The organism is Paenibacillus algorifonticola, assembly GCF_050481745.1.
GTDB lineage: Bacteria > Bacillota > Bacilli > Paenibacillales > Paenibacillaceae > Pristimantibacillus > Pristimantibacillus algorifonticola_A.
This window is the reverse complement of record NZ_JBCNGR010000010.1, coordinates 56,020-69,764: the sequence shown is the minus strand read 5'-3', so window position 1 is coordinate 69,764 and position 13,745 is coordinate 56,020. Positions and strand designations below refer to the sequence as shown.

Below are 13,745 nucleotides of genomic sequence, written 5' to 3'. Positions count from 1 at the left end.
TTTCAGGAGGTCATAACGATGACAACGGCAAATGAGACGAATAACGGAATGAGAAAAATTCAAATTTTTGATACGACGCTGCGTGATGGCGAGCAGTCTCCGGGCGCTTCCATTGATCCTGAGCGTAAAATTATTATCGCCCGTCAGCTGGGCAAGCTGGGCATTGACATCATCGAGCCGGGCTTTGCGATTTCCAGTCCCGGCGAATTTGCAGCGATTCAGCAAATTTCCCGCGAGCTGCAGCATGTTGAAATTGCCGGCTTTGCCCGTATGATGAAGGTCGATATTGATGCGGCGGTCAAGGCGACGCAGGATGCGGCAAGAAGAAGGCTGCATCTGTTTATTTCCTCTTCCGACATTCATCTGCAGCACCAGCTGAATAAAACGCGCCAGGAAGTGGTGCAAATCGCCCGTGAGATGATTGCCTACGGCAAGCAGTTCGTAGATGAAATTGAATTTTCAGCGATGGATGCAACGCGCTCGGATCGCAATTTTGTCATAGAACTGGTCGAAGCGGCCATAGCCGAAGGGGCGACAATCATCAATCTGCCAGATACGCTGGGCTATGCGATGCCAGACGAAATCGATGATATGTTCCGCTCTGTTCGTCGCCTGGCTAGAGGCGGAGAAACGGTTCGCTACAGCACTCATTGCCATAATGATCTGGGGATGGCAGCTGCGAACAGTCTGGCGGCCATTCGTGCAGGTGCGACGCAGGTAGAGGTTACCGTCAATGGCGTTGGAGAGCGCGCCGGCAACTGTTCACTTGAGGAAATTGCGATGATTATTGAGACTCGGGGGTCGGTTCTGCAAATGGAGACGCGGATTGATCAAAGCGAAATTTATGAAACGTCGCGGATGGTCAGCCGGGCGATGCACTATCCAATTGCGTATAATAAGCCAATTGTGGGCCGCAATGCGTTCCAGCATGAGTCTGGCATTCATCAGGACGGCCTGCTGAAAAACCGCAATACGTATGAAATTATGGACCCGGAAGCGATGGGTATTCCACGCAGCATGATCGTGCTGGGCAGGCACTCCGGCCGCCACGCGATCAAGCATCGCCTGTCCGAATACGGAATTGCCGTAGAAGGCGAGGAACTGGTTAATGTATACAATCGCTTCAAGCAAGTAGCTGATGAGAAAAAGCTGGTGACGGATAATGAGCTGATTCGCATCGCTGGCGAAATGACGGCTACTCAACCTGACCCGTACGTACTGACCGATCTGCAGGTGCTGTCGGGCAGTCATCAATCCCGTATTGCGACCGTGACGATTCGTGAAAATGATGCGGATACCGAGCGTTCCTATACTGGATCCGGCGAAGGTCCTCTAGAAGCAGTCATTCACTGTATTCAGCAAGCGATCCCCGTTGCAGCAGAGTTTGAGGATCTGGAAATCCATTCGTTGTCCACAGGCGAGGATGCACATGGCGAGGCAGTCGTGACGATTGTCCACGCTGGCGAGCGCTATCGTGGAACTTCGATTCATAGCGACATTGTATATGCAGCCGCGCAGGCGTATGTGGGAGCCTGCAATCAAGCGATGCTGACCATTAATAAACGGGCGAATGAACAAAATGTAATTTAATAGCAAGCTCAAGAAAGGGACTTATTCACAGGGCATTAAGCTTTGTGGATAAGTCTTTTTTTATGCGTAAAATCAAGGGTTTGACTGGGGAGGGGCTGTTCGTGGAAAGTGGATATTTTTTTCACTTTATCGACACTGGAATTGTGGATAATGTGAATAATTTTTTGAGAAAATCGACGGCATTAAAATTTTATTACGTTAACGTTTACAAATCCTTTATTTCCGTCGGAAAATGTCGACAGAATTTACTAACAATTTGCGTCGGATTGTGGACAACTTTGTGGATAACCATTTTCGATGTAAAAAATGAAAATTTCCTATAGGTTTCCTTTTAATTTGCTTAATAACCTAAATTTATGCAGTTTTCCATCCGATATTAGAAAAATAGGATAAGAAATGGTTGGATTTTTATCCATACAAGGGCGTGCACGGTCGCAATTTCTGTGTACGGGAGCTCAGCAAATGAACGGGAGTGTGACATGTGATGAAGTATGCGGATGAGAAGATCATTGCCATGATTTTCGGAGGAGTCAAGGAGGAGCAGGAGAAGGACCGCAAGGAGGAGGACTCGCCATCACCGTTGCTTGAAGGGATGACGCTTCACGTTCAGGAAGAGCGTCACCAGTTTGCACGCCGCATCATCCCCGGGGGGGAAGCATCCATTGTGCTGTCGCAGGCGTTTACAGTGATGGATGAGGGGACGGCAAGGCTGAAATATCCGGCTGAGCGGCGGCCTAAGCTGATTTTCACAAATGAGCAAACATCGATTAACGTCGCTTTTCAGCAGACGGGCTTTGAGATTGAAGCAGATGACGTGGAGGAATTCAGCGGAACGATGCTGGCCGTACTCAAGCGGTCGCAGCCTGCAGCGCGCTGGTTCCAAGAAGGCATGCGGGAGGTTGGCGGGAAGCAGGTTGCTTTTTTCGCTTATTTGACGCCTGCGCTGGATTGCAACCTGTACAATTTGATGCTGATTGCCGAGCTGAATGGACGGGCCATCGCCTGCACCTTCAACTGCATGGAAGAGGAAATGGATGATTGGAAAATGCTTGGGGAGGCGATGCTGACCTCGATCAAATGGCATCTGCCCGAGAAGGAAGGTGACCGATAATGAGCACGAATATCATTGCCCCGCATAATGTGCAGATTGCCCCATTTGAGCTTGTCCACATGCTGTCTTTATCCGTCGAGAAAAAAATCAATGAGCATACGAAGCTGGTGTTTACCGGCATTGTGTCGGAGGAGCTGAAGGACAGCTACGTGGAAATGACCGACTCCGAGACGGAGGTTGAGGTAAGCCAGAAGGACGAAGAGGGGGGATTGTCCCCGTTATTTTATGGCTTGGTGCAGCGCATCGAGGTTAAGGCGGTACGCGACGTTTATGTGCTGAAGGTGGAGGCGCTGTCCCATACTTGCCGGCTCGATCTGGAGAAGCATACCCGGTCCTATCAAGATACGGGAATGACGTACAAGGCTCTCATTGATCAAATGGCTGCGAGCTATTCCGGCATGGATGTGCTGGATACGGCAACGCAAGGGGCGAGTCTTGGAAAGTTTACCTTGCAATATCAGGAGACGGATTGGGCATTTCTCAAACGAATGGCCTCCCGGTTTCAGGCGGGCTTGATGCCGTCGGCGATGTTTAATTCCCCTAAAGTATTTCTTGGAACGCCGGATGGCGATGCTGCCGGAAAGCTTGCGGATATGCCCTACAGCGTGCGCAAGGATGTGCTGCATTACCGGAGGATGTGCAAAATCGGCATGCAGGGCGTGACGGAGCAGGACTTTATTTTTTATGAAATTGAGACGACGCAGTGGCTGCTGGACTTAGGGCAATGCATCACCTTCAAAAAGCAGCAGCTTTATGTATGCGAAATGCACAGCCAGTGGAAGGAAGGCATGCTGTCGCATCGTTATTTGCTCTGTTCGGGCAAGGGGCTAAGCCAGCCTCCGCTCTATGCCGTGGCCCTCACCGGAGCGTCGCTGCAAGGCAAGGTGCTGGCTATAGCGAAGGACACGGTGCAAATTCATCTCGACATTGACGAGAAGCAGGACGCTGGCAAAGCTTATTGGTTCCCTTATTCCTCCGTGTATACGGCGGAAGGGGGGACGGGCTGGTACTGCATGCCGGAGAAGGGCGACCAGGTCAGGGTGTATTTTCCGAGCGGCAAGGAAGAGAATGGCATTGCATCAAGCTCCGTCCGGCAAAATGTCGAGGAGGGTGAGCATAACAAGCTGGGCAATCCCGATCATAAGTTTTTTCGCACGCCAGCAGGCAAAGAGCTGAAAATGACGCCTGAGGAAATTATTATTACCGGCAAGGACGGCGAGGTGTTCATCCGGCTTAGCGATGAGGGCGGCATTGAAATTATAAGCAAAAAGAAAATTACAATCAAAGCTGAGGAAGACATCTCCATTGATTCCGGGCAGAAGGTGCTCATTTCCGCCAAGGATGAAATCAGCCTGACCTGCAAGGAAAGCCTGATCAAGATGGACGGCAATACGACGATTAAGGGCAAGGAGCTCAAGACGAATTAAAGGCGAATGAAAGCCGAATGAAGGCCGCGAATGCAAACCTAGCAGAAAACCAATCTACACAAGCAAGGGGAGAGCTTACGAGATAAGTCATAAGAAACAGGACATACATTCAATAGATGAAAGGGGAGCGGTTCATGCAGGAAAATCGGCTCGAGCTATTTGAGGAGCAGGTGGCTGATGAGCTAAGCCAGCGGGCGCTGCTGGCGTTGGAGCGGTATTTTGCAGCGCACAGGGACCAGCTTGCAGAGCTGTTCGTTCAATCGTTTGAGCAGCTATGCTTTGATATCAGAGGAAGGCAGCAGCAGGGGCTGCAAGGAAAGCTGGGGCATATCACCTATTCGCTGCTGCGGACGGAGCTGCTTGCGGGCAGCCCGCTTTATATGGCAGAGGCAACGGATCAAACATGGTATATGGATGAAAACAGCTGCTTTGGCAGCTACGATGCAAGCTGGGCTTTTCGTGATTTGGCTGGGCTGGAGCAGGAGCTTCTGGCCGAGGCCAGAGGCTACTTCCCCGATTCAGAGGCTGTGCTGCAGGCCGAGGCATTTCGGCTAAGAACAGCGGTGCAGGCGCATCGCTACGTCATCAGCTTAATCCGCTATGCGATGCCGGAGGCGGCGAAGCTGCAAGCCTACAGGGAGCTGGAGAAGGAAGTGGAATGCGAGGTTCGCGTTGGCGAGTATATGGATCAGAGCGAGACGGTGTACAAGGAGGATTTTCGCCAAAAAGAGGCTGTCGAGGTTCGCGCTTATTTGGAGCAAAAGGAGGAGCTGGCCTACACCTATGAGGTGTTTGCAGAGCTGGATTTGGCCCGGGGCGATTATGCGGGCATTCAGGCGCTGTATAGCGATTTTCGCGGCAGCGACCTTTCGCATAGCTCGTTTGAAGGCGGGGCGCTAGTCGGAGCTAAGCTAAGCTTTAGTAAGCTCACGCAGGCCAGCTTTCGCTACGCGCTGCTGTGTGAAGCGGATTTTCGCGGCAGCGAGCTGCGGGGAGCGGATTTCAGCTATTGCAGCGGGCCTAGCGGAATGCGTGATCCTTTCGTATGGGAGCATCCGGGTTTTGTGCCGCTGCGGTTTAATGGCGCGGATTTGAGCGGGGCTGATTTTACGCTCGCTAATATGAAGGGAGCAAGCTTTATCGGGGCTAATTTGAATGGTGCCATATTCGAGCAAGCGAATATAGAGCAGGCGCTGTTTAGTGCCAGTGCCCGCAGCCAGGCTTCTTTCAGCGAGGAGCAGCTGGCACAGGCCATATGGATAGAGGAGGACGGCGGAGCATGAGGAAGGGCTTATTCATTATGACGCAGGATCAGCGAGTAGCCGATGCCATTCGTCCGATGGACAGCGAAGGGGTGCTGGCGGAGGCGCTGGCTGGCCCTAAGGGAGGAGCATCGTTTTTCAAACCGGATGGCTCCCAAAGTATCGCACCGCTAAGGCTGATGCAGCAGAAGAGGGTTGTAGCGGTCGATTTTATCCAAAAGCCTGCCCCGCTCGTCTCGGACATCGTGAAGGAAGTGCTGGCAAAGTATGCGCCGCGCGCGTTGTTTCGTTCGGTCGTGCTTGTCGATCCGGGGAGCGGCATACAAGCCTCGTATTGGCTGCTGGAGCGCCCGCTCGTCCATTGCCTAGCTGCGCAAACTGAATTTTTTCCTGATGGGACCTGCAAACGGCTGGTAGTTGATCCCTCTAAAGCAGGCAAGCATCCGTTTCTGAAAATTGGCGGCTTGCGTGAGGATGTGACGCTCGTGCAGCTTGGGGTGGCAGAAAGCTTGCTGCGCCGGGAAGTGGCGGGCATTCGATTTACGAAGGTGCAGCTTCAATTATCCGAAGAGGAGCGATGGGGATGAGCGGTGGTGGAAACGAGTCGGCAACGATTATAGCGGGTCAAGGGGCGTCAGAAAGCTACGTCGTAGCGGGCGCAATCATCTCCTGCAATTGGGGGACGAAGCGAGTGCGTCTTAAGACGCCTCTCAGCCATGGGGTTTATATCCAAAAGCAAGCGCAGCTCAATATTGGCGATTATATGCTGGGGACGAACATTATGCCTTTTGAACGGTGCATGAGCCAGTCGAATCCGGCTGTCGTCGCTGCAGGAGGCATTGCGCCGTGTACGCCGATCATCGCGCTGCCATGGACGAATGGCAAAACGGAAACGAAGGTTGGCGGGCTGCCTGCGCTGCTCAGCTGCTCCAAAAATTCATGCTTGTACTGCGGCACGATCTCAATTGAAGATGACGGGCAGGGCGTATAGGCATGCGGCTGTCAGAGGAAGGGGGGCTATGGAATGTCCACGGAAAAAAAGGCCATCGGCTATGAGCAGCTGCGCCTGCAATGGCCGTATGCCGTGCAGCAAATTCAAGGGCTGCGCATCGAGAAACGCGTCAATGAGCATGCCCTTCTATGGGTAAGCGGCATCCTGCCGGAGGAGCGGGAGGATCTGGATTTGCAGCTCGTCAGCGAGCAGGACCAGGTCGAGCTGCATCAGGTGGATGAGCAGGGCGGCATGGTGCGAATATTGTTTAGCGGGACCGTCGCGAGCTTTCTTGTGCGAGCGATTCGCAGCGTATATACGTTCGAGCTCACGGTGCTGTCGCATACGAGCAGCATGGATTTGGAGCGCAGCACGCGCTCCTTCCAGCATGGGGAAATGATGTATGATGAGCTGCTGAAGACGGTGCTGGCGGCATATCCGAGGGCCGATACGATAAATGAGGCGGCGCACAAGGAAAAGCTGGGCGAGCTGACGCTGCAGTATGAGGAGACGGACTGGGCTTTCCTCAAGCGTATGGCCTCGCGCTTTGGCGCTGTTCTGGTGCCGGAGGCTGCCGCTGCATCGCCTAAGTTCTGGTTCGGTTTAGGCGAGGGGCGGCTCGTGGAGCTTCCGCTGCATAGTTATACGATTACGAAAACATTGTCGCCCTATCGGGAGGCGGCTGCTTTGGGCGAGGGAGGGTCGTTAAGCGAGCAGGATTTTCTCGGCTATGAAGTCGTCAGCGAGCAGGTGCTGCAAATTGGTGATCGCGTAGAGGTAAAAGGGCGCGAGCTGGCTGTTGCTGAGGTGGAGGCAGAGCTGCGGCAGGCGCTGCTCGTCTTTACCTATAAGCTGCTGCCCCCATCCGGCATTCGCCAAAGCGAGCTGTTTAATGAGCAGGTCGTAGGCGCAGCGCTCGAAGGGCGAATTCTTGAGGTGAAAAACGCAGCCGTGCGCGTGCAGCTGGATGTGGATGCGGAGCAGAAGCAGGAGGAAGCCAGCTGGCTTCCGTACGCATCGGTATACGCATCGGAGGATGGGACCGGCATGCACTGCATGCCGGAGCAGGGCGATGTGGTGCAGGTGTATTTTCCAAGCCACCAGGAAGGGGAAGCGATGGCGCTCAGCTCGGTGCGCAAGAGCGGGCAGGATTTCCCAAAAATGGCGGATTCCAGCGTCAAGTCATGGACGACCCCATATGGCAAGGAAATGAAGCTCGCCGGGCAGGAGCTGTCGCTCATTGCGCAGGAAGGCGTGCTGTTCATTCAGCTGCATGAGGAGAACGGCATTGAAATCCGCAGCGATACAGCAATTGCGATTAAATCGGAGCAGCCGATTGAGCTTTCCTCGGAGACGAAGCTGGCGATTACGGCGCAGGAAGGGCTGTATCTCGTCTGCGGCAACAGCAGCATTGTGATGGACGGCGACACGGATGTGCTTGCCGATGAGCTGCTGCTGGTCGGCACGTATTTTGCTCCCGTCGTCGTAGAGGATCTCGAAGAGGAGGAAGTGCTGCCGGTGCCGCTGCCCGAGCCACCGCCTCCAGAGCCGGAGGAGCCGAAGAAAAAAGGCGGCTGGCTCGGCACGCTGCTCGATGTCGTGCAGGTCGGTCTGGATATCGCGGGCTGTGTGCCAGGGCTTGGTGTAGTCGCAAACGTGGCGAATGCGGCAATTTCAGTTGGACGCGGCGACTATCTGGGCGCGGCAATGTCTATGGCGTCCTGTATTGTGCCGGGAGCAGGGCCAGCGCTCAAGGGAGCGAGAATGGCGAAAAATGCCGCCAAAGCCGGCAAGGCGATGATGAAGGCTGCGGATGCCGCCAAAACGGCCGGCAAGACGCTGAGTGCGGCGCAAAAGGCGTTTAAGTCGACCACGGCTTTCATGAAGCAGATGGTGAGCGGCATTAAGGCGGTAGACGGCAAGGTGCTGACGGCAGCGCGCAAGGTCGGCAGCAATTTGGACAAGCTGGAGCAGGTGCAGAAGCTCAAAAAGGTGATGAAGCTGCCGGGCGTCGAGCAAGCGCTGGATTTTGCCGGAGACATGGCGATGGATTATGTTTTGGAGAAGACGGGGCTTGAAAATCTGGCGTATTTGTCCTATCTCGGCGGAGGCAAGAAACGGAAAGGAAAACGCGGGAAAGGCAAAGGGAAAAGCTCAGGGAAGGCGAAGAGCCATAGCAAGGGCAAAGGAAAAGGCAGCAATAACAGCCCGAGCAAACCATCGAAGAAGCTGAATCAGGAGAAGCAGAAGAAGGCGACAAAGGAATCTGCCAAGAAAGATCCGAGCAAGGCGGATAAGCGCAGCTGTAAAAATGACCCGATCCATGCGGGCTCAGGCGGGCAATTTATTATTCATCCGGCCCTCAAGCTGTATGGCGCGGATACTTGGACGTTCGAGATGCATTACCATTCGCTGCTGGAAACGGGCGGAGTGATGGGCGCCGTATGGACGCACAACTTTGAGCTGGCTCTTACGTTTGAGGAGGATGAAGCGGACGCAGCAGCGGCAGTCGGTCGTACGGCAGTTGATCGTGTGGCAGCCGATCATGCGGCAATTACTGAGGCGGAAGCACTGTTTGATAAGGTACTGCTTGCGAAGCAGCCTATTGCCGATGCTAATCCGCCAGGTGTTACGGTCTGGCGGACGCAAAGCCGCCGCAACCGTTTTGTAAGACATGCAGATGGGGTTTATCGCAGTGCGGATAGCGATGTGCTGGGCGAGGAGCTGCGGCAGGAGCCGGAAGGCTATGTGCTGTGGCTGCGTGAAACGCAGGAGCAGATTTATTTTAACCCGGCAGGCCAGGCATTGAAATGGGTGAATACTCATGGACAGGCACTGGATATGCATTATGATCCGCAGGGACGTCTCGCCAGCTTAACGGATGCGATTACACGGCAAGCGCTGAAGCTGACTTACGATACGCAGGGGCTGCTCAGCCGCGTGAGCGAGGGCAAGCGAATCATTCGAATGCAATATAATGCCTCGCATCAAATGACGCGTTATATCGATGCGAATGGCAATGAGACGGACATCGACTACCACTGGAATGGCAAGCTTGCGCGGATGAGTGTAGGCGGAGCGATTCAATACGAGAATACGTTCGATGAATTTGGCCGCATTACGAGCCAGTCGGATGCATCCGGCGCCATCGCGTATTTGGACTATGATGTGGAAAGCCGCTTTGGCTACACAATTACGACAGCAACGGATCGGCTGGGCGCGGTTGAAGTGCTGGTGCATAATGATTTGCTTCAATTGGTGGAAATCGTCCAGAAGGACGGCAGCCTCGTGCAGCTGACATACAACGAGCAGGGCAAGCTGATATCGGAAACGCAGGCGGATGGCAGCGCAGTTGCGATGGCCTATGATGACTATGGGCAGCTGGTCAGCATGACGGATGCGCTAGGCCATGAGACGAGCTACGTTTACGACGAGCAGGGGCTGCTCGTGAGTGAAACGGATGAGGAAGGGCGGACGACCGCTTATGCCTATGATGGCGGAGGAAGACTAGCTGAAATCCTCCGCGCGGATGGCGCAGTAGCCAAAATGACGTACAATGCGAACGGGCAGCGGGAAAGCTACGTCGATTTTAACGGTGTAACGACCTCGTATGCTTACGGCCCGGATGGACGCGTCCTGCAAATAAAAGACGGCGAAGAGCGTATGATGGTTGTGGAATATGACCTGTCGGGGCGGGTTGCCAGCCTAGGCTATCCAACAGGTGGAACCATTTTACGCGAGTATGATGCGAATGATAATTTGGTAAAAGTTATCGATCCGTTGAAACGGGTATATGCTTTTGGCTATGATGCGTTCGATCGGAAGACGCTGGAGACGCTGCCTTCTGGTGCGACAACCGTCTATGTATATAATGCGAATGGCCTGCTGGAGCGTGAAAAGGATGCGCTGGGACAGGTGACCGCCTATCGTTATGATGCCGAGGAACGGCTGGTGGCGCGGACGGATGCGCGCGGCGGGCAGACGCAGTATGAGTGGGATGCAGCGGACAATTTGGTCGCTGTTACGGATGCGCTCGGAAGGACGGAGCGTTTTGGCTATGATGGGCTGGGCCGAGTAAACGCCATGTGGGATGCCAGCGGAGTGCAAATCGCCCAGCTCGATTATGACACGGCAGGCAATCGGGTAGCGGAAATCAATGCGCTTGGCCAAGCGACGCGTTACCGTTTTAACAAAGCGGGACAGATTGCCGCGAAGGAAAACGCGAAAGGGCAGCAGACGACGTTTGCGTACGATGCGGCGGCCCGAATCACGGAGGTCATGGAGCATGACGAAGCGACGTATCGTCAGAGATATGACGGCGAAGGGCAAATTACGAGCTATACCGATGCGAATGGCAATGAAACGAAGCTGTCGTATGATCGCAGCGGTCTGCTGCAGCAGGAAGAGAATGGAACAGGCGAGGTGCTGCGCTTCTCGTATGACAATCGCGGCTGGCTGAAGGGAAGGGCGAATGCGCGAGGCCAGCAGGCAGCGTATGGCTATGATGCCGCAGGCCAATTAAAATCCATAAAGGATGAGGCGGGGCAGATTGGCCTCAGCTATAATATCGACGGGAATGTTATCCGGGTAGAAGAAGAAGGGCGCGTTGTTAAGCGGCGCACATTCGACATTTTGGGGCGCCTCACCTCCTGTCAGGACAGCAATGGCCAGACGATTCGCTACGCCTATGATGAAGCCGGAAATTTGCGGATCATGACTTATCCAGACGGCAAGCAAGTAACGTATTCGTATGATCTTGCAGGCCAGATGACACAGGTGAAGGACTGGCATGGACGTGTGACCCGTTACAGCTATGATGTGAACGGCAGGCTGGTTCGCACCGAACGTCCGAATGGAAGTATAGAGCAGCGAAGCTATGATGCACAGGGCCAGTTGGTGCGGCTGTGGGATATTAACCGTCAGGGCGTCATGTTACAGCAGTATCGCATGACATACAATGAGCTGGGCCAACTGGTGGAAGAGGAAGAAAAGCAGTACACCTATGATAATCTTCGCCGATTGGTGAGCGGAGCGATGCCGGGACGGAAGCTGTGGTACAGCTACGACCTCGGCGGCAACCTGACAGAAGCGGGCGAAGCGCCGCTGGCTGCGACAGCGATGAGCTATGCGCAGGATAATCGCCTCGCGACGGTGAACGGCAAGGACGTCGTATATGATGCGGACGGGAATTTACTCGTTTTGCCCATGGTGCTGGAGAAGGATGTTCAGGCAGAGACAGCGACATATCGGTACGATGCGCGGAATCGTCTGACGCAGGCTGGACGAACCAGCTATACCTACGATGCCGAGCAAGTGCGCATGTCGGTGACATGGCGCGGACAGACGACACATTATGTGACGGATCAAGTAGAAGAGTTGAGCCGGGTGTTGTTAGAGCAGGATGGACGCCGCGAGACGAAGGCCTATTTTGTGTATGGAGCGGAAGGACTTATTGGTCGCGAAGACAGCATGGGTCGCTATCAGAGCTATCACTATGATCTGCGCGGCAGTACGACGCTGCTGACGGATGAGAACGGGCGTGTGACAGACCGTTATACGTATGGTTTGTATGGAGAGCGGGAGCATCACGAAGGGGCAACGCGGCAGCCATTTTGCTATAATGGACGAGACGGCGTCATGACCGATCCGAACGGCCTTTACTACATGCGGGCGCGGTATTATCATACCGGCATCAAGCGGTTTTTGAACCGGGATGTGCTGCGTGGGAGCATCGTAGAAGGGCAGACCTTTAACCGGTTTGGGTATGTGAATGGCGATCCGGTGAGTTTTATTGATCCGTTTGGGTTAGAAGCGTTGAGTAATTGTAAAAAAGTAGAGTTATTAAGAAACGGGCCTAATAATACAACTGTAAATGTTAAGAACAAGGCCGAGGCTCACAAATTATTAAATGAAGCTTTTCCAGATTATCAAAAGGTAAGAGGTGTAGGCCCTCAAGATGCTGTTGGGAAAAGGAAGAAAGAAAAAATGGACCGGTTTAAAAAGGGAGGGGCATATCATAAAGACTATGCTATTGATCCCCAAACAGGTCGTGTAAGAGGGCATGCAGATAATAATGACCACGGGAATTATCCTCATATAAATATAAAAAGAAAAGACGGAAAGAAAGTATTAATTAATATTGTAGGGAGATGATATTTTGTCTGAGATAAAGAAAATAGAAAATTGGCTTGAAGAAGGGAAGCAGCTTGGTATAAATTTCTCATTTGAGAATAATGGTAAAAAAATCTGGTCGTCTGTAGCTATACAAAAATGGAATAATATCTATAAAGCATATATTGATGAAATAGAAGAGGATAAAATGGATTCTGAAGAATATAGAAGAGAAGAAATTCATCAGTTTGAAAATTTAAATGATGCATTTGAATTAATTAATAAGACGACGCTAGTTAACCTAAACGACTTGGCCCCATGTAAAGGTCAAAAAATATTTAATCCCAGCTTTGATTAAAAAAGGTTTGGAGTAAAAATAGTGTGATATAAAATTTATTAATTTTGCAAAAGCTTATTCTGCTTGAATTAAAGTAGAATAAGCTTTTTTTGTAGTAGTATTTCAAAATAATTATTCGTTTTTCAGTATTTGAAGAATGTCGACGGATCAGGTAGAAGAGCTGAGCCGGGTGTTGTTAGAGCAGGATGGTCGCGGCGAGACGAAGGCCTATTTTGTGTATGGAGCGGAAGGACTTATTGGTCGCGAAGACAGCATGGGTCGCTATCAGAGCTATCATTATGATTTGCGCGGCAGTACGACGCTTCTGACGGATGAGAACGGGCGCGTGACAGACCGTTATACGTACGGATTGTACGGAGAGCGGGAGCATCACGAAGGGACAACGCGGCAGCCGTTTTGCTATAATGGACGGGACGGCGTCATGACCGATCCGAACGGTCTTTACTACATGCGTGCGCGGTATTATCATACGGGCATCAAGCGGTTTTTGAACCGGGATGTTGCGTGGAAGCATTGTAGAAGGGCAGACCTTTAACCGGTTTGGGTATGTCAATGGCGATCCGGTGAGTTTTATTGATCCGTTTGGATTAGAGGCAATGATTGAGTGTTCCAAGGGGAAGGCTAAAGATAAAGTTGTAGTAATTACTCTTAAGTATGATAAGAAAATGCCTAAAAACGAATTTGAAAGAAAGGCAAAAAAATTAAAAGAACTAGGGGATCAAGGTTTATTATACAAAGCTCAAAATCCTGTATCTAGAGACCCTAATATTACAAAACAATATCGACAAGACATGATAAAGAGAATATGGAATCAATACGGCAAGGGAAATCCTGTTTTTGCTTAAAAATTAATTAAAAGAATAACTAGTGATATGCAGCCGGATCATGTTTGTTT

Annotated in this window: 10 protein-coding genes; all 10 read left to right on the top strand. The window is 52.3% G+C overall.

Features of this window, described 5'->3' with window-relative positions; genetic code table 11:
• The first annotated feature begins 18 nt into the window (after window positions 1–18).
• The 10 genes from ABEW34_RS12460 to ABEW34_RS12415 all read left to right on the top strand — a co-directional run bounded on the left by ABEW34_RS12460 (window position 19) and on the right by ABEW34_RS12415 (window position 13,695).
• Window positions 19–1,590, top strand: coding sequence for a 2-isopropylmalate synthase (locus ABEW34_RS12460; protein ID WP_430158982.1), 1,572 nt, complete (start codon window positions 19–21; stop codon window positions 1,588–1,590).
• Window positions 1,591–2,071: 481 nt separating this feature from the next.
• Window positions 2,072–2,701 (top strand): hypothetical protein, encoded by a 630-nt coding sequence (locus tag ABEW34_RS12455; protein ID WP_430158980.1) that lies wholly within the window; start codon window positions 2,072–2,074, stop codon window positions 2,699–2,701.
• A complete protein-coding gene (locus ABEW34_RS12450; RefSeq protein WP_430158977.1) occupies window positions 2,701–4,128 on the top strand; it encodes a phage baseplate assembly protein V in 1,428 nt (475 codons plus the stop codon). The genes ABEW34_RS12455 and ABEW34_RS12450 overlap by 1 nt, the downstream gene beginning before the upstream one ends.
• Before the next feature lie 134 nt (window positions 4,129–4,262).
• Entirely contained in the window at window positions 4,263–5,411 is a 1,149-nt protein-coding gene (locus ABEW34_RS12445) for a pentapeptide repeat-containing protein (protein ID WP_430158974.1), read from the top strand.
• On the top strand, window positions 5,408–5,977 hold the full coding sequence (locus ABEW34_RS12440; RefSeq protein WP_430158971.1) for a hypothetical protein: 570 nt from the start codon (window positions 5,408–5,410) through the stop codon (window positions 5,975–5,977). Before ABEW34_RS12445 ends, ABEW34_RS12440 begins: the two co-directional genes overlap by 4 nt.
• On the top strand, window positions 5,974–6,381 hold the full coding sequence (locus ABEW34_RS12435) for a DUF4280 domain-containing protein (protein ID WP_430158968.1): 408 nt from the start codon (window positions 5,974–5,976) through the stop codon (window positions 6,379–6,381). The genes ABEW34_RS12440 and ABEW34_RS12435 overlap by 4 nt, the downstream gene beginning before the upstream one ends.
• A gap of 33 nt (window positions 6,382–6,414) precedes the next feature.
• Window positions 6,415–12,534 carry an RHS repeat-associated core domain-containing protein gene (locus ABEW34_RS12430; protein WP_430158966.1) on the top strand — a complete coding sequence of 2,040 codons (6,120 nt, stop codon included), beginning with the start codon at window positions 6,415–6,417 and terminating at the stop codon, window positions 12,532–12,534.
• A 4-nt stretch (window positions 12,535–12,538) separates the two neighbouring features.
• Window positions 12,539–12,850 carry a hypothetical protein gene (locus ABEW34_RS12425; protein ID WP_430158963.1) on the top strand — a complete coding sequence of 104 codons (312 nt, stop codon included), beginning with the start codon at window positions 12,539–12,541 and terminating at the stop codon, window positions 12,848–12,850.
• Window positions 12,851–12,986: 136 nt separating this feature from the next.
• Window positions 12,987–13,385 (top strand): RHS repeat-associated core domain-containing protein, encoded by a 399-nt coding sequence (locus tag ABEW34_RS12420; protein ID WP_430158961.1) that lies wholly within the window; start codon window positions 12,987–12,989, stop codon window positions 13,383–13,385.
• The gene (locus ABEW34_RS12415) at window positions 13,348–13,695 is read left to right on the top strand and encodes a hypothetical protein (protein WP_430159192.1); all 348 of its coding nucleotides are present in this window, start codon (window positions 13,348–13,350) and stop codon (window positions 13,693–13,695) included. The genes ABEW34_RS12420 and ABEW34_RS12415 overlap by 38 nt, the downstream gene beginning before the upstream one ends.
• Window positions 13,696–13,745 lie beyond the last annotated feature (50 nt).